This window comes from Bifidobacterium aquikefiri (genome assembly GCF_002259795.1).
GTDB classification, from domain to species: domain Bacteria; phylum Actinomycetota; class Actinomycetes; order Actinomycetales; family Bifidobacteriaceae; genus Bombiscardovia; species Bombiscardovia aquikefiri.
The window spans coordinates 111,755-133,333 of the sequence record NZ_MWXA01000001.1 but is presented as its reverse complement, the minus strand read 5'-3'; the positions used below and the strand labels follow the sequence as shown (position 1 = coordinate 133,333).

Genomic DNA, 21,579 nt, shown 5'->3' with positions numbered 1-21,579 from the left:
ATAACACTGAACAGTCATTATCAAGTCCTATATGGGCACCTCCGATATTGACATGCTGCCTGTTTGGGCATTACCATGTCTTTCATGGACAGTTCAAGTTTCGCGACACTCGTCGCGCACCATGTCGCGGCGGTCATCACCCGGTCGGGCGCTTCCGTGCTGCGTGCCTCGCAGCTGACGGGGATCCCTCGGGTGACTTTGATCCGTCGGCTGCGCTTCCCCTCCACGTCACCGTTCGATGTGCATGAGCTGGAGATGCTGGCGCGAGCCTTCCATGTCGACATCGAGACACTGGTGAGCCCCGACGAAGAGACGGCCACACCGGTGCCGGACACGCATCATGGGGTTGCGGGAGAAGGGGCCGATCATGAGTAGCGGTGGCGGGTTCGTGCCGAAGTGGGTGAATCTGAGTGAGGCGTCGCTCATGCTGGGCATGGATCGTCGCCAGATCCTCAAGCTCGGCAGGGAGGGTGTGCTGCGCGTATGCCAGCCCTCACGCCAGTATCGGGTGTCCACGGACAGCATCGAGCATCTGGACGAACGGCTCGTCGAGGTGCGCAGCACCACGAGGATCCATCGCAGGCGACGCTCATGAGTCTGCGCAGCATGCTGTGGGCGTTGAACGAGGCGCCCACGGGCAAGGACGCGACCGCGAAGGTGATCCTGATCGCCTTGGGTGATTACGCCAATCCCGACGGCACCGGCGCCTACCCCAGCCTGGCGACGCTGTCCCGGATCGCCGAGGTGTCACGCCGCACGGTGCAGTACAAGCTGCGCCTGCTGGAACGGTCCGGAGCGATACGGCACGGCGACCAGCGGCTCGCCTCGTACCTGCCCGGCAATCATCGCCCCACGGTATGGGACCTGAACCTGCGAACAACGAGACACCGGGCGGAGGACACGACCGTTACGGGTGCAGATCCTGCACCCGTGGATGTTCACAGGGATGCAGCAAGCGCTGTCCAGGGGTGCAATCACAGCCCCGTAGACATGCAACACGGTGCGCACGAACCATATAACCCGACCAATAACCCGGGTGAGAAACTTCCCCACCGTCGACGCCGACCCACGATGAGCGGAATCGGCGACTGGCGGCCTGATAGTGCGCACCACGCTCTCGCCACCACCCTTGGTCTGGACTGTGATGCGGAGTTTGCGAAATTCCGTGACCGTTGCCTCTCCTCGGCACAGGTCAGTGCCGACTGGGATGCCAGTTTCCGCAACTGGCTCAGACGCGGCCTTGAACTCAACCTCACGGTCAAGGCCCGCCACCCATCCGGCCATGCTCACACGCACACCTGGAAATGCACGCACGTGCTCGCCTTGCTGCGCAGGGACGAGGAGAACGCCACTCCCGACGGTCTCGCGGTCACCCTGGCCAAACTGTTGAACACGGGCATCACCGGCATCCAGGCACTGCAACGGTTGGGTTTGCCGACCGACGATGACCTGTCCACGCCGTGACGTGTCCGCACGCACGGCAAACACCAAGTGCGTCCCCGCTACCGCGGTTCTCTTTTGCCGGATGAACGCGATAGCAGGGGCCTGTTAGGGCAACCCACAAGGGGCTGCCCCTTAATGATAAGGGAAGAATATGAGGAATTGGAAGAAGGGAACGACCATAGCGGCTGCCTTGGTCGCTGCACTTTCCACATCGGTTTCACCGCTTGCCGCGTATGCTGACGGTGGCGGCGGATCAGGTGGCGGCGGTACAGGTTCCGGTGGTGACGGTCAGATCAGTTTCACTTACCAAGACAGTTATGGTGCTCCCACACTAGGGAATGTGGATATAGCGTTGGCCGCGATGGGATTGACTTCCTATAACGACGCTTCACATCCTGCGGATGCGTCAGCGAATACAGCGTTGAATAGTGCGGTCAGTGAATGCCAGTCTCGTTATGCTACCAAGCATAACGGTGACACGAATGCCGGTTGCAGATTGGTGAGCGTTGGTGCGGTTTCCACTGACGGAAAGTACACCGGCAGCACAGGCGGCTTCACTACATCGCAATGGGCTTCTGCCTGGAATGCCGAGACACAGGGTAAAAGCTACTCACATGAAGGCGTGGCCTATCAGACCACCACACCATTCTCCAATGGTGTGACCACCATCAATGCTCTGGTGGCACGCGAGGCCGCGAAGACACCAGGAATCATTGTCATCGTCCTTTCCAGCGACGAACCACCGGTTGCATACAAGCTTTCCGTGTCCACCAAGCAGGCGTCTGCCGCCTCGATGAAGGTGGGTTCCACCGCTGCCGTGCATGACGTGATCACCACGTCGAACAATGGTTCCTCGCTGAGCGAGAACCTTACGGCGAAGGTCATCATGCACTATGACGGGCAGAGGAACGGGTACGTGGCCGCGAGAAGCGTGACGAAGAGCATGGCCATCCGTAATGATGGTTCGAAGAACTCGCCCGATTTCACGCCTTCCGACTTTGGCATGTCGCATTGGCAGGAAGGCACGTACTGGTTTGACGTGCAGGTAGCCAAGCAGGGCAAGATGCAGGCTGCCGTGGATACCACGGATCCTGAGGCGTCTGAATCGTTCTCGGTTGCCGCCGTGCCTCCCGTGAAGCCTGGTAAGAGCATCGAAGAGGGTACTTCCGCCGACCAGATGGTGAATCGTACGACGATCACGACCGGTACCGGTCGTGGTGGCTATGAGATGACCATCAAGGATACGATCACCCCGAACGGCGTGAGCTATGGCATCAGCAACTACAAGCTCGTGGACACGTCGGACGGTAATAAGGATGTATCCGGTCAGTTCACGATCAACTGGGACAGAAACGCGAACACGGTCACTGCCGTGCGCGCCGCTTCCAAGGGTGAGATGCCGTCGGATCACACCTTCACCTTCAGCTTCGATGTGACGGTTGCCAAGCCTGACTTCTCCAAGGTCGATGATGTGGCTTCGGTCAAGTGGAATCAGGAGCCGAGCGTGAACACGGATGACAAGTCGTTCCCGACCTGGCGTCCCAACCCCGACAAGTCCTGGATCAAATACGTGGATGGCAAGTGGCAGGCCGTGATCGACCCGTCCAGAAGCAACCAGACCGGTGCCGACACCGAGACCTTCCTCGACGGCGACAAGGTCGGCTCAGTGGTCAACGGAACCGTTGCCGCACACCTGATCCAAGCCCCCACCAAGCTCACGTTGACCGACGATTGGGCGAAGGCGGACTACATCTTCGATGCCGCCGACGCGTCCAAGATCCGCGTGTACGAGGCCGATGCGAGCAGTGAGAAGCAGTCCAGTGTCGCGGACATCGCCAACACGGGCACGGACGTGACCGACCAGTTCACCATCACCGTGAACGGTACGACTGCCACCGCAACCGCGAAGGCCGGCTATCTCACCTCGTTGAAGGGCCTGGCCAAGGCTCAGCAGATCACCCTGCTGATCCCAGGAACCATCAATTTCGCCAATGGCGGGGGCGCCAAGCAGGTGCGCTCCGACTTCGGCAAGAACGCCGGCGACGAGCTGACCTTCTGCACGAACCCCGCCGGTGTCAACGATGGCGCGGGTTTGACGAACGCGGGTTCCGAAACCTTGAACACGCAGTCTGAGGATACGAACCAGCCCGAGATCTGCGGCTACGTGCCACCGGTCACGAAGGACGTGCTGGCCGAAGCCTCACAGGGCGGCGACCAGTCCAGCGTGGACGGCAAGACCGTGTTCCCCGGCCAGAAGGTCGAATACAAGCTTGAAACCACGCCGAAACTGCCTGCGAACCTGGCCTATCAGGTGACGAACGTGGGTGTGACGGACAGTTACGACCAGTATCTGAACGTGGACAAGCAGACCTTGGAGGTCACCGACCTGAATACGGGCAACATCATTCCCAAGAGCCAGTACACCAACACCTGGGATGACACCGCGCACACGGTTCGCATCGCGTTCTCCGACGCCTGGGTGAAGGCCAACTGGAAGGCCGGCTCGAACCCGAGGATCATCGTGCGGTTCGAGGGCACGGTCTCCAAGGATGCTCCCGCGAACACGAAGGTGGACAACCAGTGGAAGTTGACGCTGAACAACAGCATCACTCCGTCGAACATCGTGGAGAACACGCCTCCCGACGACAATCCCTCCAAGCAGGACACTCAGAAGGATGCGAAGATCAACATCGACGGCAAGACCGCCGTGCTGGGCGACAGGATCTACTATCGGGTCAACCTCGATGCCTCGAAGCTGGACAACACCGCGTATGTGGTGCAGCGCCTGGGCATGGTCGATGACTACGACGAGCAGTACTTGAAGCTTGACACGACAGGGATCCATGTGCTTGACGCCCAGGGCAGTGACGTGACCGGCAAGTTCAACATCCAGGAGAAGGACGGCATCGTATATGCCTTCTTCAAGACGGTGGACACGACCATTCCCGCCACGGGCGAGACCGTGAAGGGCGACCCGCAGCCGTCCGACCTGAAAGCGTATTCGACCGAGAAGCTGGATCCGCTCACCTCGCCCGCCATCGACCAGAAGGTGCTTGGACAGACCTACCAGATCGTGCTGCCCATGACGGTGAAGGCCGTCAAGGACGGTTACACGGTGAAGAACACCGCGATCCAGGTCACCAACAACGAGCAGAAGCTCACCAACACCGTAAGCAACCCGTTGAAAGAGATCAACCCCTCCAAGGATGTCACGGTCAACGTGGGCGGCGCTTCGGCCGACGGTCAGAGCATCTACCTGAACCACCTGTTCCTCTACCAGCTGGATTCCTCGACTTTGCACACGAATCGTGCATACAAGGAGATCACCGACTGGAAGATCACGGACGGGTACGACCAGTCGCACGACCGGTACACCGGCCAGTGGGCGGTGTACGCCACCAAGGATGTGGTCGAATACCAGGACGGCAAGGCCGTGACTTTGGCCGCGAAGGGTGACCGGATCGCCGGCAGTGGCGTGGACTCCACGAAATTCGGTGGAGACCTGTTCACCGCATCCGATAAGGACGGTGTACTCACGGTGACCGCCACGGCTCGATACCTCGCCATCGCCTCATCCAACGACACCACGGAGCAGGGTTGGCGTGCCTACGTGCAGATGGAACGTATCAAGACCGGCGACGTGAAGAACCAGTTTGTTGAAACGCTCAACGGCCAGGACAGGCCGTCGAACGTGGTGGTCACCCATACTCCTGATCAGACGCCTTCCATCAGCATCGAGAAATACGATGCGAAGAGCGGCATGAAGGCCGGGGATCGCAACGATCCCAAGGACGCCCTGGACGTGACGGGTGACACACAGATCGTGTTCCACATCACCAACACCGGCAAGGCCAGTCTCTCAAAGATCGACTTGAAAGACCAGACCATCGCCGGTTCCGGCACGGTCGTGGACTTCAAGTATCCGGCCAACTGGAACACGCTCGTGTTGAAGCCCGGAGCGTCCGTGGACGTCACCGGCACGTTGAAGGGCACCAAGAGCAACGACCACCACACGGATCGTGCGAAGGTCACCGCGCAGCCGATCATCGACTGTCCGGCCATCGACACCGACCCATTCGACGGCAAGAACCCGACCGTGGATCCATCCAAGGTGTGCTACGACACTGCGATCAGCGCGCACGACGACTGGAACGGGTACAACAAGCCCGCGCCCGCCAAGAACGCCCTGGCGAAGACCGGTGCCGACATCTTCTGGCTGGCTGCCGCCGTGGTTCTGCTAGCAGGTGGCGGTGCGGGACTGTTCCTCTACCGCCGTTCCCTCGCCCTCTCCGACGCTTCCGGCAAGGATACGGACAGCAAGGAGTGATCATGCTTGCCTCGCCCTCTTCTCTCTTCTTCGGGCGAGGCATCCCCCCCCCAATCATCATTCATCCAGTCTCGAAAGGAGCCATCATGCTGTGGATCGTGGCCGTTCTCGCAGTGTCATTCGGCCTACTTATGGTGCTATCGCTGTGCAGGGCTGCCGCGATAGGAGACAGACAGCTTGAACACCTCGATGCGATCAACCACCGCACCGGCCCTCATGCAGGGCACTGACGGTTTCCCCAACCGTCACCATCAGCGGCCGGCTGAACATCCGCCGGCCATATGATGCCCCGTCTGCTTTCCCCTGCGGGCGGGGCATCCTTCAATATTTCAACCATTCTTTTGAACGAAAGCGAAGGCCATCATGGTCATGGAAGAACAGATCGCACAAAGCGTGCTCAGCGCGGCCATGCAGGGAGCAACCCTTATCCTGCGCGTCAGCGAGAAGGCGGCGAACATACTTGCGGCGGCCACATCAACGACAGTCTCCAAGATAGGGAAAACCACGAAGGACACGCTGCGGCAAGGGCGTGAATCAGTAGTGAAACTCACGAAGAAGGCTGGCGGCGACCTTCATTTCACCGAAGAGCTCTCCCGTGAGGACATGCGCTCGGTGCGCAATCAACTGCATCAATATGGGCTGCATTACGGGATCGAGAAGAACCCCGATACCGGCAAGTACTACATCGTGTTCAAAGGCACTGACGCCGATATGGTCAAACACTCGCTCGAACGTGCGTTGGCGACCGTGAGCGGCAAGGCTAGCATCGACCCGGTGACGGTGCCTGAGCAAGCTCAGGGCATCAATGAGACCGCACAGGATGTGGCGGTCACGAAAGCCTCGGATCTCGTGCCGGAAACCGTTGCGGCCGACGCCCCCAAGTTCTCGATGCCGTTCAAGACCGTGCAATGGGATCGGGATGCGAAGATTATCAGCGACAATCTCACCAAGCTCTCCATCCCCTTCACGGTGAAGCCTGGCGGGGAAGGCCAGCAGGTTTTCACGTTCCCGCAATCATGCACGCCGGCCGTCAAGCAGTTCATCGACTCCTACGCGCAGAACGTACCCAACTTCGACACAAGCCGTGTCGGCAACTATCAGCAGCTCGGCATCGAGCAGGTGGCGCAGGCCTCCACCCAGAAGATGCCCGCTGTAGGCAAGGAGCATGGCGAGACCGCGCAGCAGCCCGTCCAGGCAAAGACCCGCTCATCGTCCAAGGCCATGCCACGCAAGAAGACTGCCGCCGACGTGCGCAGGGAACTGAAACAGGACACCCAGGAGCGCATCAACCGGGCACGCAACGCGGCACCGGTGAAAACGGCGACCAAGACGAGAGCCAGGTGAACGGCCATGAGCGAGGAAGAAGAAGATGTGCTGCCTGCCGGGGCACGAGTGTGGATTACAGGCACGCTGTTGAAGGAACCGAAGCATCTGAGTTTCAGCGACGGCAATGAAGTTACGTATCTTTTAGTGACCTGCGATATTGGCGGCAATCGTCTGGTGAGTGTTCCCTGTAGTGCGCGCGGCACTGTTTCCAGATATTGCCAGGCCAAGCAATATACCCGTGGTGATCTGCTCTGGATCCGTGGACTTGTGCGCGAGAAGAAAGAAAACTCGGGCCAAATCACGGCCGTGGTCAACATTGAGGCCATGACTGGTGAAACTAGTGAAACCTGGCAGGAGAGTGAAGCATGAAACCCACTGCTCGCGTTCTGGTCGGTGCCGCTCACGCCGGATCGCCGTCGTTGCAGCTCTTTCAGGCCATGACCGGCACCACGGCAGAACGGGTCATCACATGGTTCGGTGAGGGGATCACGGCCATCACCATGCCGGTCAACGATCCTCAGCCGCCCGTGAAGGTGCGCCGGCCGGCGCCGGCCTTGCCGCAGCTTCAGGCCAGCCTCCCCGAACACAAGATGCAGTCCGACCGGACGGCACAGGGCGGTGACGGGCAGCGTGAGGATTCCTCGCGGCGCCGCACTGCGATGGATGTGAGAAACCTCCTGCATCAGACCACACAGCGCCTCATACAGGAGCAGCACAGTCATGAGCAGCAGGCTGCAAGCGGCTCGTCGGATAGCAGTGTGCTCACCCATGACGTTGAGCGCAATGCTCGCATGGACACAGTGAAAAGGTAAATCATGAATCGTACACGCAACAGACGCGATCTTGCCGTTATCGGCATCGTCTTCGCCGTCATCCTGTTCTGGATGGTTGACAAGATCAGCTACCAGGTGCGCACAGACCGCGCCCAGGGCATGAGTCTCGACACGGCGATGAACCGTCTCTTTACCGACATTCTCTCCCGTCCGTCGCACTTTTCCACGAACCGTGCTGATCTCATGGCCGGTGCCGTCAGCCTGATCGCGCTCGGCCTGGTTGCGCTGTATAACGCGGGGTGGCGCAGAGAGCGCAACGGCGAGGAACATGGGTCAGCTACATGGGGCACTGCCAGAGACATACGCCCCTTCATGGATCGCAAGGCGTTCAACAACATTCAATTCACCCAGACCGAGGGGCTGAGCATTGACACGCACAAGACGCAGCGCAATATCAATGCCTTCATTATCGGCGGTTCCGGCACGGGAAAAACGCGCTTCTTCATCATGCCGAACCTGCGGCGTGCCCTGACAAGCTATGCGGTCACCGATCCCAAGGGCGAGATCATGCGCGACTACGGCATGGAGCTGGCGTCACGCGGCTACCAGGTGCGCACGCTGAACCTTATCGACTTCGCCCAATCCAATCATTTCAACCCGATGAAGTATTTCAGCAGAAACGATCCCGAAGTGTCCATCCTGCGATTGACTGAGAACCTGATCAACAACACGTCGGGCAGCAGCAGCAAGGAATCGTCCGACTCGTTCTGGGTCAGTTCCGAACGTGCCCTCCTGAATGCCCTGATCGCGTTCGTCTACTTCTCCGAGACCGATCCATCGCTGCCTATGGTCATCGACCTGGTTGGCCGCATGGGCGCGAGTGAGCAGGATGAAAACAAGCGTTTCGACGTTGACCTGATGTTTGAGTCCGCGAAGCACACGGTCGCCGCATTCATCAAGGATCCAGAGCTTTATGACGACGAGGCCACCCGCATCATCCAGGGCCTTGAGTTCGCCATCAAGGAGTACACGCCGTTCACGCAGGGTGCCGGCGAGACGAAGAAAAGCATCATCATCTCCCTGGGCAACCGGCTTGCCCCGATGCAGGTCGGCCATGTGCGCGCCATGCTCTCCGACGATGACATTGACCTGGGACGCATAGGCAAGGAGAAAACGGTACTGTTCCTGGAACTGTCGGACACGGATCGCACGTTCAGCTTCCTCGCCTCGATCTTCTACCAGTGCCTGTTCGAGGAGAACATCTACATTGCCGACCACAGTCCCGAAGGGCATGTGCAGGTGCCCATTCAATGCCTGTTGGACGAGTTCGCCAACATCGGCAAGATTCCCGACTTCGAGCAGCGCATCTCCACGTTCCGCAGTCGGTGGATCAGCGCGTGCATCGTCTTGCAGTCATACAGTCAGGGCAAGGCCCTCTATAAGGAGCAGTGGGACACCATCGTGGGCAACTGCGATTCCATCCTCTACCTCGGGTCGAATGACAACACCACGAACGAGTGGCTGAGCAAGCGGCTCGGATCGGGCACCATCGACGTGCGCGAGGATAGTCAGAGCTATGGGATGAGCGGCAGCAGCACGAAGTCGTGGCACAAGGTGAAGCGAGAGCTGCTGACCACGGACGAGCTGGCGCTGATCAGATCGGACGAGTGCGTGTATACGCTGCGCGGCGTGCGGCCGTTCCTTTCCAAGAAGATAGATCCGTCTGCCTTCGTGTACAAGGAGAAGCGGTCATGAACGCTTCGGGAAGGACTCTGCCAGTGCCGTCAGTAGCTCCTGCACGTCGGTTGCAAGCTCCCATGACGATTCGACGTGCGCGCGGCGTGGTATTCCTCCCGTGGGGCGCAGTAGCCCTGCGCGTTCGAGCGCGAGGCAGTCTCGGTAGATGCCTGTCGGTGACTGTTCGGGGAGGCTGGCCTGAAGCTGTGAGATCTTGCAGCTTCCGGACGGATCCCCTGCTATGCGTCTCAGCAGCAGGTAGCGGCGCATATTCAGGACTGCGTGCAGTGCATCGGCCGGGTCATTAGATCTCATGGACACGATTCTAGTATAAAACTATAAATACATAAAATGATGTTATATAATTATTAATGACCGGAGAAAGGCAAAACAATGACCATTCAGACAATTCTCTCCCTGATAAAAACATTCGTCACCGTTGGCGGCGGACTGTGGCTCGTTTGGGGAGCCATCGTCATGGGGCTTGCGCTCCGCGACCATCAGGGGCCACAGATTCAGTCGGGCATCTGGCAGGTCGTGGGCGGCGGCCTCATCATCGCCGCAGCACAGCTGTTCCTGAACATCCAGGTGTGAGGCCGCTATGGATCAGTGGATTGTAGCCATGCTCAACGCGATCAGCAGTGGCAATGCTGATACGAAGAATCTGCTCAAGCTGCCATCGGACTACAACGCCACGATGTACAACGCGATGACCACATTCCAGAACGTGGCCGTCAAGCCCATTACCGCCCTGGTATTGAGCGTCATGCTCATGCTCATGCTGCAACAGGCCACCACCCGTGCGGACGGTGACAAGATGCTGAGCGTGCGCCTGGTCGCAGCGGTCATGATCAAGGCGTGCCTGGTGCTGGCGGTGCTCAAGATCAGTGGGGCGCTGCTGCAAGGCATTGACAATATCGGCGTCTCACTGGCAAAGAGTGGCAGCAACATCCAGATTGGCTCTGGCACGACTGCCACCGCCAATCTGGGCAATGCGATGAAGGACTCCATCGACTCTGCCAACTGGGGCGCTCAGGCTGCCATGCTGATGATCGTGCTGTTCCCCTGGCTCATCGCCAACGTCGTTGGCGTGCTGCCTACGGTGATGATCTTCTGGCGTTTCATCCAGCTTGATCTGATGACCGCTTTCAGCAGTCTTCCTCTTGCTTTCCTGGCCCATGAGGACACCAAGCAGATCGGCATTGGCTATCTCAAACGCTATGCGACGATCACCCTACAGGGCGTCATGCTCATAGCGGGGATCAAGCTCTACCAGGCACTGATCAACGGGTGGGTGACCAGTGCCGTGAAGGCCGGCAGCGATCCGATGGACTTTATCATGAAGAACTTCGGGAACCTGTTCGTGGCTCCCATCATCTTGGCGCTGGTCGTTATTGGCTCGAACAGCCTCGCAAAAGCCATTGTCGGGGAAGGATGACGCATGGCATTGGAAGTACAAGTCTATAAAGACGTTCGCGCCTATGAGGCGAAGGTCATGTTTGGCATGAGCTGGCGTCAGCTTGGCGCGGCCGCCGTCGCCGTGCTGGTCGGTGGCGGCGCCTATGCCGCTGCGGCCTTCACGCTGCACGCGAATGGCGCATCCTGGTCGTCGGCCACCAACATGGCGATGTATCTCCTGTTCCCCATACTCATTCCCATTGCTGCCTGGGGATGGTGGCGTCCCAAGGGATTGAAGCCCGAACAGTACATCGGCTATGTCATCAATCATTACGCATCACGAAAGGTCATTACTTATGCAGACGAATACCGAGGGATGGACGCAGGCCGCCCAGCAGATCAGCGAAGCAGAAGAGAGCAGAAGCAGGATAAAAAGAAGGAGAAGGAAAACCTCAAAGAACGCTGACACCCATCTTTCAGCCAAGGGTCATATCCGCCACGTCACCGGCTACGATGACGTGAGCCGTGGCGTGTGGTCGGCTGCCCCCAAGCGCACGGGCGACGTCATTGCGTACAGGGCGATGAAGCCTGACGGGATGGCCTACCTGGGAGAGGATGAATGGTCGATCACGATGAGCATGTCCGACATCAACTATGTGGCGTCGGCGCAGGACACGAAGGAGGCTCTGGTAGATCAGTGGGCCAAGTTTATTAACAGTTTCGGCTCCGGCACCAGGATCCAGGAGAATGTCATCAACCGCGTGCTCGATGAGGCTGACGTGACCGACCTGGTGCAGAAGCCATTGACCGGCGACCGGTTCGATGCATGGCGCGAGGACTTCAACAGGATCGCCACGAACAAGCTGCGTTCCGGCAGTGGGAAAAGCGTGGTCACCGAAAAGTATCTGACGGTGACGGTTCGTGAAAGCGATGCGGAGAAGGCTTCCGCAGCGCTGAGCCGCGCCTATGGGGAGATCCAGGGCATGCTGAGCGCCATGGATGGCTGCCGTGTCGAACGGCTTGACCGTACGCAGCGGCTCGCGCTGCTATCGCATCTGATGCGTCCCGGCGAGGTGCCGTCGTTCACGGAGGATGATTTCGCCGCAGCCCGCAAGTCCATGCACACGAAGGATTACATCGCCCCCTGGGCCATCAAGCTCGATGCTGACGGCAAGGGCTGTGAGCTGATGAACGGTTCGGGTTCATCCCATCACACGGTGCTGTGGGTGCGTGACTACCCGCGTTGGCTTTCTGACAGTCTCATCGGGGATCTCACGGCGATCAAGAGCGATCTGAACATCAGCCTGCATATCGAGCCGTTCGATCAGGCTGACGGCATGGGCATGCTCAACCGTCAGATAGCCGAGTTCGAGATGCAGGTCATGACCGAGCAGAAGAAGGCTCGCAGGGCGCACTATGACGAGACCATGATCCCTCACCGGCTCACCGAGGGTCTGGACGAGGCCACCCAGTTGCGTGAGGAATTGGAGCAGTCGAATCAGAAGATCCTCAGCACCGTGCTCATCATCGGCATCACCGGCACCACCAAGGAGGACTGCGACCAGGTGACCGAAGAGGTGATGACCGCGATCCGCAAGCATTCCTGCCAGGCGGAACGCGCCACGTTCATGACGCTTGACGGGATCAGCACCGAACTGCCGCTTGGCGTGCGCGCACTGCCGATGAGACGCACCATGACCACCGCGAGCACGGCCGTGATCATCCCCTTCACTACGCAGGAGCTGCTGGCCCCGCACGGCAACTGGTATGGGATCAACTCGCAGTCCGGCAACGTGATTCTCGCGGATCGTACCCAGGAGATGAACGGCAACGGGTTCATCCTGGGCACCACCGGATCAGGCAAGAGCCAGTCCGGCAAGATGGAGATCACGAACGTGTTTCTCTCCCGGCCGGACGATGACATTATCATCATCGACCCGGAACGTGAGTATGCGCCGCTCATCAAGGCGTATGGCGGCACCACCATACAGATTCACGCCGGATCCACGGATACCGTCAATCCGATGGACATTAGCTTGGAGTCCGGCATGGCAGACGGTGACGCCATCCACGAGAAGGCCGACTTCATCCTCCAGATGATCTCAGCCCTGGTGGGCGGCAAGGAGGGGCTGACCGCAGCCCAGAAGTCGCTCATCGACCGGTGTGCCGTCAAGCTGTACCGCACCCATGCGGCCGCAGCCCATGATGGCGTGCCGATGGTGCAGCCGACCTTGCTGGACTTGCAGAAGTCTTTGGAGGACTCAGAGTCAGCGGAAGGCCACGAGCTGGCAGGAGCGTTGGACCTGTACACGAACGGCTCGCTGAACCTGTTCGCCCATGAGACCAACGTGCAGGTGGACAACCGGCTCGTATCCTGGGACATTTCGTCTCTGGGCAACGAGTTGAAGACGTTCGGCATGATGGTGGTGCTCGACCAGATCTGGCGTCGCACGGCCTACAACCGAAAGCGTGGCCGTCGCACCTGGCTCTACATCGATGAGTTCCACCTGCTGTTCTCCAACAGGTTCAGCAGCGAATACTTCCGTAGCCTGTACAAGCGTGCCCGCAAATGGGGGCTGATCCCCACCGGCATCACGCAGAACATCGATGAGCTGCTTTCCAACGATGACGCTCGGCTCATGCTCGCCAACTCGAACTTCCTGTACCTGTTGAAGCAGAACGCGACCGATGCCGACACCCTGTGCGACCTGCTGCATTTCAGTGACGAGCAGCGGCGCAGCTTCACCAACATTCCGGCAGGATGCGGCCTGATCCGCTGTGGCAGCGCCACCGTGCCCGTCGATGGGCGCATTCCCACCACGAGCGGCCTGTACCGGCTGTTCTCCACCAAGTTCGGTGAAAGCGAGTCCTGATGAAAGCCAGGACACACCAGGCCGGCATGGTAAGGTTCGGCCAACCCAACGTGAAATCACGCAAGGGCAGCATGAACTTCCATAGGGAAGGCGCTGCCCTGGGCCGCCGTCGCGGCGCACAATCCATCGTGAGGAACGAACGGCGCAAGAAGAGCAGGCTGTTGTCCAAGCTGAGCAGCGGCATTCGTTCCACGACGCCGACCCTGACCGGACGCGATCAGCGCGACATGAACGAGCGCCTAGGCGACAAGTCGAAACAGCTCCTGCAAACGGGGGCGAAACGCTTCGCACGCACCGGCGTGAAAGCAGGGGCGATGGTAGCCCGCAAGACCACCGTCTGGGCGGCTCGATCGACGGCGACCACGGTGCGCAAGACCGCCACGCTGGCCACACGAAAGGCGGCCAGCGTGGCGGCCAGGAAGGTTGCCCAGCGCACAGCGCGCAAGGCAACGCAATCCACGGCCCGCAAAGCCACAGCAAAAGCGGCCAGGAAGACGGCCCAGGCGGCCGCACGAACGACAGCCAACATCACCAGGCAGGCCGTTGCCCTGGCTACCCGTGCGGCCACGGCGGTCGCTGCGGCCGTCAGCTCCATGTCGCTGCCGCTCATCATGGGCATCGTGATTCTCATGGCCGTGATCACATTGATCACCTCACTGTTCTCCTGGCTTCCAGGAGCCGCGAACGACCAGAATACGCAGACCAGCAGCGCGAACTATCCGATCACAGACGACTACCCATACAAGGGCCATTACAACGACGGAACGTCTCCCCTGGGCTACGAGTACGGCAACTGCACCGACTTCGTGGCCTGGCGAATCAACCGTGATGCCGGCGTCACCGCCGCACCCTGGAAATACAAGTGGGCGCAGCTCACTCCCCTGGGCGGCAACGGCGGCCAATGGGGCCTCGCCGGCAATCTATCCGGATGGAACGTCACCACGACGCCCTCCGCTGGCGACATCATCTCCATACCGGCCGGCGTCGCCATTCTCGGCGCCAGCGGCGGCCCCTACGGGCACGTCGGCTACATCGCGCAGGTCTCTGATGGATCCGTGCTCATCGAGAACTATGGAGGCGGCAAATACTTCCAGACCAACCCCACCACCAGCCAGCTCGCCTCATATGTGGCCTCCGGGCAGGCCGTGATCAAGCACAATCCACTCGGCCGCAGTGCTTCCGGCTCCGCCGGCGGCACGGGAACGGACGCGAAAAGCTACGCAAAGAGCGCGTTGAACGATGACACCCAATACAACTGCCTGGTGCAGCTGTGGGATCACGAATCAGGCTGGCGCGTCGATGCGGAGAACGCTTCCAGCGGCGCCTATGGCATTCCCCAGGCGCTGCCGGGCAGCAAGATGGCCTCGTCCGGCTCTGACTGGAAGACCAACGGGGTGACCCAGGTCAAGTGGGGTCTGGGCTACATTAAGTCACGACCTGACTACGGGACACCATGCGCAGCATGGGAGAAGTGGCAGTCCCGTAGCCCCCACTGGTATTAAAGAAGAAGAAGGAGAAGGAGAAAACATTATGAGCAACAAGAAGAAGTGGACAATAATCGGGGTCGCGGCGGCAGTCGTATTGGCCATCATCGTGGGCTGCACGTTCGCCATTGTCGGCGCCGTGAACCGCAATCGTGAACAGCAGGCAGCCATCGCCAACAAAGCCTTCGGCTACAGTGCATCATCATCGACGGGGGCCGGCGACGGTGGCAAGGGTGGCGAGGATGACAGCTATACGAACGTGCCCGACGCCGTGGTCTACAAAGCGACCAGCGTCGTGGCCACCATTGCAACCACATACAGCAAGCTGAACGATGCCGTCACCAAGCCCGATGCAACCACCTTGGAAAGCGCCGGTATGAGCAAGCAGGCCGCATCGTCGTATATCTCGCTGTGGGACACCGTGTTCGCCAAGGCGCATACGGCAGGCATCCAACCCAGCGGCGAAACCGCCTACACCACCTGGGCGGTGCAGAACGTCACCGGCAAGAAACCGGATCGTACCTATACCATCACGGTGACTGCCTCCATCCAACCCTGGTATACGGATAAGAACGGGAAAGATGTGCAGTTCGATGAGGAAAAGGACACCTGGACAGTCACCGTCGATGAGAAAAGCGATCTGGTGACCAAGGTAGTCAACCCCACGGCAGACCAGCTCAGCTTCCGCATCCCTGACGATCTGGTCAACGAAACCCAACAGCAGTAAGGACTCAATATCATGATCCAGTGCACGGCGGCCATCTACGATGACGGTTCGGCCACGCTCACCGTCAACGGGCAACGACGCAAGATCCGCGAACAGGACGCGCAGGCAGCGCGTTCGGCAATACTTACGATCCTCGTCCGCGACGCCGCCACACTCAAAGAGGATCATGCACTCAACGTCCTGGAATCGGACGGGCAGCATCACTTCGTCGTCCGTCCTGACGGTTCCCTCGTTGACACCCAGGAGCCGGACGGCATCGCCACGACGGCCCTACAGCCGGCCACCGAACGGGAGCCAAAGCCTGAACCTGAACCTGAAACGGCGGTCGAGCCACTACCCGTCTCCGACGAGGTGACGCAGCCCATCAACGAAGCACCCACCCAGCAGCTTGATCCCGTGAGCATGAACGATGACGGGCCGGCGCCAACATCAGTCAGACGACTGCCGGCCATCAGCCGCATCATGTTCATCAAAGCCGCCTGCATCCTCGCAGGCGCGCTCATTCTTGTAGCTGCCGCCGCAGGCTGCATGCAGGCATGGCACAGCGCACAGCACGGCAAGGCACTCCAATCGTGCCAGTCGGCACTCACCAGTCAGGAACAAGCCATCACCGCCCGTGCAAAGAGTCTCGCCACGGCGCACGAACTCAAAGGCATCCAACCCACCCAACTCACCACCCCATCGACCCTCACCACGCTTCAAAAAGTTCAGACCAGCATGGCCGACCAGCTCACCGTCTCCTGCACGTCCAGTCTCACCACCACCCAGCTCACCGGCCAAGCCGAACGTCTCGCCACAAATGCCTCAGCCATACAATCCGACACAAGTGCCATTGTTAGGGCTGCTCGTGTGGTGGTGGCGTCGCGTGATGCGAAGTCGCTTGCGGATGCGAAGTCTTCGCTGGCGAAGGCGGTGAAGGCCGCTCAGGGCACGTTGGACTCGTCGCACGGCAAGGTTGCCGACAACAAGACTCGCGAGACGTTGAAGAAGTCGCTAGACGCGGCGAACAAGGTGCTTGCGGACAAGGGCGTGAAGGATCCCAAGAAGTATCGGGATGCTCAGGCGACGCTGGCCGCTCCGGTGAAGGGCGTGAACGATAGCGTGGCTGCGAAGGCTGCGGCTGACAAGGCGGCCGCCGACAAGGCTGCTGCCGCCGCTCAGGCTGCGGCTCAGGCTGCGTCGGGATCTTCGGGTTCCCCGTCTTCGTCCTCGAACTCGTATCATCGTTCTTCTGATTCGTCGGGATCCACTACACGCCGGCATTCAACCGGCAGCACATCAGGATCCAGCACGTCAGGAACTTCCAAGAATGGCAGCAGTGCAGCCCCTTCGTGGAGTGTGCCCAGTAGTGGCAGCGACGAAGGAAACATTGGTGGCAGTGATCCAGGACTCTAACTCATCGTCTGGCATGCTGCTCTTATCGCCGTTGTCGTGATATTTTGGCTTGCGTAGCTTATGTGGTCTCTCACATCGCCGGACAAGTCATTGCGTGATGATGTTGATGCGCCAGGCTCTCTGCTGGGCGATGGTGGGTGTGGGCTGGCCTGGGTTGACGTACACGTCGAGGTTGAAGATGCGTTTGGGCATGTTCAGCTGCGAGTAGTCGGTGACGGCCGTGCCGTTGAGCCTGAGCATCATGAGCCGGTCGAGCCCTCGTATGGGGGTCAGGTCGCTAACGTGTGTAAGACCATCGAGGTAGAGGGTCTGGATGTTCGTGAAGTGTTCGAGTCCCGAAAGGCTGGTCACGTTCTTCAATGCGATGCCACAGTGGGGATGCTCGGTATCGGGAAGTCCGGAATCGTTCGCGACGCCGAGGCCGCCGATGCCGGTCATTCCTTCGGCTGCCTGGCGGGTGAGTTGGTCGTCGACGTGCTGGCCCATGATCTCTGCCATGCACTGGGCTAGCGTGGGGTCGGCGAACAGCTGCCGGTAGGTGCCCAGATTCTCCTGCGCCCCTGTCGGACTGGGCGACGCGGTGGTCGTCGATGACATGTTGGCCGCCGGAGAGGGGGCTTCCCCATGCGTCGTGTCCCTGCTTGTTGAGGATGACGATCCGGTGGGTTCGATGGGCGTCGCCTGCCGGACGGACGAGCATGCCGCCGCGGGCATGACGAGCATCATCGTTATGCCCGCCATGCAGGCGACTCGTGCGAGTCTTAGGAGTGTTGCACGCATGTGCCTCCGCCTTCCCGTTGATAACGGCTGTCAGGAGTTGAGTCTAATGCTCCTGTACATCATTTGAGCAGCAAACGAATAGCAGGTGCTGTTAGTGGAGACGGGTCCACGTACCAGACTCCAAAACCAGCTTCCTCCCCAGGTGGCACGATAGTAGATCTGTCCCTTGTTGTTGCCGGGGCAGACTGCTGTGACTCCTCCACCATATGTGGGGAATGCTGTTGATGACGTGTAGGTTCCCTTGCCGCTCCAGCACTGGTATACGTATCCAGATCCTGCTTCCCCGCCGACTTTGGTGATGACTTTATAATTCTTCGTGGTGCACACGCTTGATACAACGGATGCGCGGGACATCATTCCCGAGGATGACGTTCGAGACACATATGCAGGGTTTTGCCAGGTGGGCTGCAATTCCAGTTCGTCAGTCGTAGCTGTTACTCGCATGGGGCTGATGGTTGTTTCGTCGTCGGTGGCCGATCCTGCGTTGATGAGGGCGTCGGGGTTGAGTACATTCCCGGTTTCTATCAGCTCGACATTGCCAGTGGATGCCGGCGTATCATCCGATAGCTCGTCGGCCGAGACGGCGGGAACGAAGAATGATGACAGTAGGAATGCTGTGAGGCAAAAACCGATGGGCGCAGCCCATTTTTTCATAGAGTTCTGATGATGAATCATTTCTTTCCCCTTCATAGAATAAGCCCCCATTCTCGCCGATGAGACCGGAGCCTGCCATAATCATACTGCTGGGAGGAAGCAGGCTCACAGACGTCACTTACTGCTCATCGCACGTTCATGTTCCGTGACCCTTGCAGCGTGTGTCGCCTGCATATAATGATCGTGGAAATGTCAAGGACGACGGTTCCAGCGGTAGGAACGGGCTTGGGTAATACGCCGACGCCTCTTCCCGCTCTTTGTAGAGCGGTCACACGCGAAGGGTACGTGGCCGGTCGAACGGTTCAAGATTCAGTTACTTACAGGTTTATCGATTCTGATGAATCTCTGAAGGAGATGCCTATCATGGCAGATGCAATGGTTCTAGCCACACAGCAGTGGCTCAACGCAACATATGGCGGTGATCCCCGCTACAACACGATCACCGAGGATGGGTTCACGGGTTGGCAAACGATCTATGCGTTGACGCGCGCGTTGCAGATTGAATTGGGGATACAGAACACGGCGGACAACTTCGGTCCCACCTCGCAGGCCCTGTATGCCCAAAACCCGTTGCAGCCGGCATCGGGGACAAGCAACAAATATGCGATTCTCCAAGGCGCATTGTGGTGCAAGGGATACAATCCCGAACATTACGGGACATTGGACAACCATTTTGACCAACCCGTAGCCGATGCCGTGATCACTATGAAAGAGGATGCTGGCAAGGTCAGTCCCGATGCCGTCGTGAGCGTGAACTTCATGAAGGCCCTGCTTTCCATGAATCAGTTCCAGATCGTCACCGGATCCGGCGGGGACAGCAATGTGCGCTCCTTCCAGCAGGAAATGAATCGCGATTACGAGGCATACGTCGGCATCATTCCCTGCGATGGCCTGTATAACAGGGACACGAACACGGCCACCATTCTCGTGCTACAGGCGTTGGAAGGCATGCCCACGAGCGTCGCCAACGGCAATTTCGGCACTGGCACCAAGACCTACTGCCCGACGATCCCATATACAGGCGGTCAGACCAGCTACACAGGATCCTCCTACACGGCCAGCCAGATCAGCGATTTCACCCGTCTGCTCAACTTCTGCCTGTATGTCAATGGGTTTGGCAGTGGAAATTTCGATGGCGGCTTCTCCGCGAGCAATGTCAGCGCGTTCCAACAGCTGTGCGCACTGCCGCAGACCGGGGTGGCGAACCTGGCCACATGGATGAGTCTGCTCATCAGCTATGGCGACAACACCCGGAAGGGCACGGCCTGCGACACGAGATTCGAGATCACAACGGCACGTCTGGCAGTTCTGAGAGCAAACTCCTATTCGATGGTGGGACGATACATCACGCATGGCATCATCGACGGGGAGGACAAGGCTTTGCAGGACGGCGAGCTCGGACGGATTCTCGCCGGAGGCCTTTCCGTGTTCCCCATCTTCCAAACATTGGGAAATTCCCTGTCCTATTTCACTGCAGCGCAAGGGGCCGTGGATGCCGCAGCCGTGAAGTCTGCGGGTGCGGAGTTCGGGATACCGGCGAACGCCCTGATCTTTGTTGCGGTTGATTTTGATGCTTTGGACGCCGATGTGACGACCAACATCCTGCCGTATTTCCAGGCCCTCCACCAGGCGATGGGCGACATGTATCGCATCGGTATTTATGGGGCGAGAAACGTGTGCAGCAGGGTTAGCGAAGCGGGGTATGCGGTCAACAGTTTCGTATCCGACATGTCCTCCGGCTTCAGCGGCAACATGGGTTATCGACTTCCCTCCAACTGGGGTTTCGACCAGATATCGAACCTCACTATCACCAGCGGATCCCAGAGCCTGGAAATCGACAACGACATCACCTCACCCCGGGCGGAAACCATCTCTAGCGCCATCCCCTCCAGTACAGACAACCCATCACCCGACATCCACAATGCCGTCAACGCGGCCCGCCACACACTCGTGAATCTTTCCACAACCTCGATACCCGTATACAACGCCAGACAGAACGCGGACGCGGCAAATCAGATCGGACAGATCAATCCCAACGAAATCTACATCAGACAGGACGGTGCGGAGGCCGGAGGCTCACCTATCCCGGCGAGCTCATATACCTATGAGATCTATTTCAGAAACTCAGCCGGAAACATCGTCATCGGATTCATTCACGAATCCGATTCATGGGGATCAGACATTCTATACCACTGGGCAAGTCAACAAAAAGAATTCACCGACTATAACTCCACAGGATCATCGCTTGCCGCAGCAACGACGACCTCCATCAATGGGAGCGTCTACGCCGTATTCACGCTTAGCCAGGACCTCGCCTGGTGCTATACCGCAACAGATGGTGAAACTATAATGATGTCACCGTTGAAGGCCGGAACCAAGATCGCGCTCAAACAGGGAGACGGGAACACCGATGCGCCGATGGGAGCGACCCACATCTTGTTCATGCTCGCCGATTATTGGGGGGATGGATCCTCGTGGTTCTCATTCCATGCTGCAGGCCAGCAGGTGAACGGATACGTGGATCTTGGTCTGCAGTACGGAAGCATGCCATCGGACAGGGCCATCTGGTAGGCGCAGTCCGATATGATGCGATCATTGGATGTGATGTGAATCATTGCAGGCCGTCCGAGCGATGGGGGTCGGACGGCCTGCCTTCAGGTTG

The 21,579-nt window shown here is 59.1% G+C and carries 21 protein-coding genes; 18 read left to right on the top strand and 3 right to left on the bottom strand.

The genetic code is table 11. From position 1 onward, the window contains the following. Positions 1–84: 84 nt before the first annotated feature. The 9 genes from BAQU_RS00615 to BAQU_RS00580 all read left to right on the top strand — a co-directional run bounded on the left by BAQU_RS00615 (position 85) and on the right by BAQU_RS00580 (position 9,624). The gene (locus BAQU_RS00615; protein WP_158215593.1) at positions 85–375 is read left to right on the top strand and encodes a hypothetical protein; all 291 of its coding nucleotides are present in this window, start codon (positions 85–87) and stop codon (positions 373–375) included. Further along, the gene (locus BAQU_RS10380; RefSeq protein ID WP_034253369.1) at positions 368–595 is read left to right on the top strand and encodes a hypothetical protein; all 228 of its coding nucleotides are present in this window, start codon (positions 368–370) and stop codon (positions 593–595) included. The genes BAQU_RS00615 and BAQU_RS10380 overlap by 8 nt, the downstream gene beginning before the upstream one ends. Beyond that, positions 592–1,464, top strand: coding sequence for a helix-turn-helix domain-containing protein (locus tag BAQU_RS00610; protein WP_158215591.1), 873 nt, complete (start codon positions 592–594; stop codon positions 1,462–1,464). The genes BAQU_RS10380 and BAQU_RS00610 overlap by 4 nt, the downstream gene beginning before the upstream one ends. Positions 1,465–1,594: 130 nt before the next feature. Then, complete coding sequence (locus BAQU_RS00605) at positions 1,595–5,770, top strand: LPXTG cell wall anchor domain-containing protein (protein WP_094692143.1); 4,176 nt, start codon at positions 1,595–1,597, stop codon at positions 5,768–5,770. A gap of 86 nt (positions 5,771–5,856) precedes the next feature. Next, positions 5,857–6,000, top strand: a complete 144-nt coding sequence (locus tag BAQU_RS10375; RefSeq protein ID WP_158215590.1) for a hypothetical protein — start codon at positions 5,857–5,859, stop codon at positions 5,998–6,000. A gap of 139 nt (positions 6,001–6,139) precedes the next feature. Then, positions 6,140–7,114 carry a DUF3801 domain-containing protein gene (locus tag BAQU_RS00595; protein WP_158215589.1) on the top strand — a complete coding sequence of 325 codons (975 nt, stop codon included), beginning with the start codon at positions 6,140–6,142 and terminating at the stop codon, positions 7,112–7,114. Positions 7,115–7,120: 6 nt separating this feature from the next. Next, a complete protein-coding gene (locus BAQU_RS00590; RefSeq protein ID WP_094692140.1) occupies positions 7,121–7,465 on the top strand; it encodes a hypothetical protein in 345 nt (114 codons plus the stop codon). Next, on the top strand, positions 7,462–7,908 hold the full coding sequence (locus tag BAQU_RS00585; RefSeq protein WP_094692139.1) for a hypothetical protein: 447 nt from the start codon (positions 7,462–7,464) through the stop codon (positions 7,906–7,908). The genes BAQU_RS00590 and BAQU_RS00585 overlap by 4 nt, the downstream gene beginning before the upstream one ends. Before the next feature lie 3 nt (positions 7,909–7,911). Further along, entirely contained in the window at positions 7,912–9,624 is a 1,713-nt protein-coding gene (locus BAQU_RS00580; protein ID WP_094692138.1) for a VirD4-like conjugal transfer protein, CD1115 family, read from the top strand. Here the strand turns inward: BAQU_RS00580 and BAQU_RS00575 are convergent. Continuing rightward, positions 9,619–9,921, bottom strand: coding sequence for a hypothetical protein (locus BAQU_RS00575; RefSeq protein ID WP_094692137.1), 303 nt, complete (start codon positions 9,919–9,921; stop codon positions 9,619–9,621). The two genes, BAQU_RS00580 and BAQU_RS00575, sit on opposite strands and share 6 nt — an antisense overlap. A 78-nt stretch (positions 9,922–9,999) precedes the next feature. Here BAQU_RS00575 and BAQU_RS00570 point away from each other — a divergent pair, with 78 nt between their 5' ends. From BAQU_RS00570 to BAQU_RS00540, 7 genes are read left to right on the top strand one after another with little or no spacing between them, the layout of a single operon-like run. Beyond that, positions 10,000–10,200, top strand: coding sequence for a hypothetical protein (locus tag BAQU_RS00570; protein WP_094692136.1), 201 nt, complete (start codon positions 10,000–10,002; stop codon positions 10,198–10,200). A gap of 7 nt (positions 10,201–10,207) precedes the next feature. Further along, positions 10,208–11,044 carry a VirB6/TrbL-like conjugal transfer protein, CD1112 family gene (locus BAQU_RS00565; protein WP_094692135.1) on the top strand — a complete coding sequence of 279 codons (837 nt, stop codon included), beginning with the start codon at positions 10,208–10,210 and terminating at the stop codon, positions 11,042–11,044. A gap of 3 nt (positions 11,045–11,047) precedes the next feature. Then, a complete protein-coding gene (locus tag BAQU_RS00560; RefSeq protein WP_094692134.1) occupies positions 11,048–11,470 on the top strand; it encodes a PrgI family protein in 423 nt (140 codons plus the stop codon). Further along, positions 11,361–13,877: a VirB4-like conjugal transfer ATPase, CD1110 family gene (locus BAQU_RS00555; protein WP_158215588.1), complete on the top strand. Its 2,517-nt coding sequence runs from the start codon at positions 11,361–11,363 to the stop codon at positions 13,875–13,877. Before BAQU_RS00560 ends, BAQU_RS00555 begins: the two co-directional genes overlap by 110 nt. Continuing rightward, positions 13,877–15,379: a CHAP domain-containing protein gene (locus BAQU_RS00550; RefSeq protein ID WP_094692132.1), complete on the top strand. Its 1,503-nt coding sequence runs from the start codon at positions 13,877–13,879 to the stop codon at positions 15,377–15,379. The genes BAQU_RS00555 and BAQU_RS00550 overlap by 1 nt, the downstream gene beginning before the upstream one ends. Before the next feature lie 28 nt (positions 15,380–15,407). Further along, on the top strand, positions 15,408–16,088 hold the full coding sequence (locus BAQU_RS00545; protein WP_094692131.1) for a hypothetical protein: 681 nt from the start codon (positions 15,408–15,410) through the stop codon (positions 16,086–16,088). Between the two features lie 12 nt (positions 16,089–16,100). After that, entirely contained in the window at positions 16,101–17,483 is a 1,383-nt protein-coding gene (locus tag BAQU_RS00540; protein ID WP_094692130.1) for a hypothetical protein, read from the top strand. A gap of 87 nt (positions 17,484–17,570) precedes the next feature. Here BAQU_RS00540 and BAQU_RS10245 read toward each other — a convergent pair whose 3' ends face one another. Next, positions 17,571–17,981 carry a hypothetical protein gene (locus tag BAQU_RS10245; RefSeq protein WP_143241932.1) on the bottom strand — a complete coding sequence of 137 codons (411 nt, stop codon included), beginning with the start codon at positions 17,979–17,981 and terminating at the stop codon, positions 17,571–17,573. A 40-nt stretch (positions 17,982–18,021) separates the two neighbouring features. Between BAQU_RS10245 and BAQU_RS10240 the strand changes: the two genes are divergently transcribed. Next, on the top strand, positions 18,022–18,330 hold the full coding sequence (locus tag BAQU_RS10240; protein ID WP_143241931.1) for a hypothetical protein: 309 nt from the start codon (positions 18,022–18,024) through the stop codon (positions 18,328–18,330). Here BAQU_RS10240 and BAQU_RS00530 read toward each other — a convergent pair. Further along, entirely contained in the window at positions 18,294–18,953 is a 660-nt protein-coding gene (locus BAQU_RS00530) for a hypothetical protein (protein ID WP_143241930.1), read from the bottom strand. The genes BAQU_RS10240 and BAQU_RS00530 overlap by 37 nt on opposite strands. Positions 18,954–19,280: 327 nt before the next feature. On the opposite strand from BAQU_RS00530, the gene BAQU_RS00525 reads away from it, so the two are divergent. Beyond that, positions 19,281–21,488, top strand: coding sequence for a glycoside hydrolase domain-containing protein (locus BAQU_RS00525; RefSeq protein WP_158215587.1), 2,208 nt, complete (start codon positions 19,281–19,283; stop codon positions 21,486–21,488). Positions 21,489–21,579: the final 91 nt, after the last annotated feature.

Coding starts and splice junctions, on each gene's coding strand:
- BAQU_RS00615 (WP_158215593.1), top strand. CDS start 85: ATGGACAGTTCAAGTTTCGCGACACTCGTCGCGCACCATGTCGCGGCG.
- BAQU_RS10380 (WP_034253369.1), top strand. CDS start 368: ATGAGTAGCGGTGGCGGGTTCGTGCCGAAGTGGGTGAATCTGAGTGAG.
- BAQU_RS00610 (WP_158215591.1), top strand. CDS start 592: ATGAGTCTGCGCAGCATGCTGTGGGCGTTGAACGAGGCGCCCACGGGC.
- BAQU_RS00605 (WP_094692143.1), top strand. CDS start 1,595: ATGAGGAATTGGAAGAAGGGAACGACCATAGCGGCTGCCTTGGTCGCT.
- BAQU_RS10375 (WP_158215590.1), top strand. CDS start 5,857: ATGCTGTGGATCGTGGCCGTTCTCGCAGTGTCATTCGGCCTACTTATG.
- BAQU_RS00595 (WP_158215589.1), top strand. CDS start 6,140: ATGGAAGAACAGATCGCACAAAGCGTGCTCAGCGCGGCCATGCAGGGA.
- BAQU_RS00590 (WP_094692140.1), top strand. CDS start 7,121: ATGAGCGAGGAAGAAGAAGATGTGCTGCCTGCCGGGGCACGAGTGTGG.
- BAQU_RS00585 (WP_094692139.1), top strand. CDS start 7,462: ATGAAACCCACTGCTCGCGTTCTGGTCGGTGCCGCTCACGCCGGATCG.
- BAQU_RS00580 (WP_094692138.1), top strand. CDS start 7,912: ATGAATCGTACACGCAACAGACGCGATCTTGCCGTTATCGGCATCGTC.
- BAQU_RS00575 (WP_094692137.1), bottom strand. CDS start 9,921: ATGAGATCTAATGACCCGGCCGATGCACTGCACGCAGTCCTGAATATG.
- BAQU_RS00570 (WP_094692136.1), top strand. CDS start 10,000: ATGACCATTCAGACAATTCTCTCCCTGATAAAAACATTCGTCACCGTT.
- BAQU_RS00565 (WP_094692135.1), top strand. CDS start 10,208: ATGGATCAGTGGATTGTAGCCATGCTCAACGCGATCAGCAGTGGCAAT.
- BAQU_RS00560 (WP_094692134.1), top strand. CDS start 11,048: ATGGCATTGGAAGTACAAGTCTATAAAGACGTTCGCGCCTATGAGGCG.
- BAQU_RS00555 (WP_158215588.1), top strand. CDS start 11,361: ATGCAGACGAATACCGAGGGATGGACGCAGGCCGCCCAGCAGATCAGC.
- BAQU_RS00550 (WP_094692132.1), top strand. CDS start 13,877: ATGAAAGCCAGGACACACCAGGCCGGCATGGTAAGGTTCGGCCAACCC.
- BAQU_RS00545 (WP_094692131.1), top strand. CDS start 15,408: ATGAGCAACAAGAAGAAGTGGACAATAATCGGGGTCGCGGCGGCAGTC.
- BAQU_RS00540 (WP_094692130.1), top strand. CDS start 16,101: ATGATCCAGTGCACGGCGGCCATCTACGATGACGGTTCGGCCACGCTC.
- BAQU_RS10245 (WP_143241932.1), bottom strand. CDS start 17,981: ATGGCAGAGATCATGGGCCAGCACGTCGACGACCAACTCACCCGCCAG.
- BAQU_RS00530 (WP_143241930.1), bottom strand. CDS start 18,953: ATGAAGGGGAAAGAAATGATTCATCATCAGAACTCTATGAAAAAATGG.
- BAQU_RS00525 (WP_158215587.1), top strand. CDS start 19,281: ATGGCAGATGCAATGGTTCTAGCCACACAGCAGTGGCTCAACGCAACA.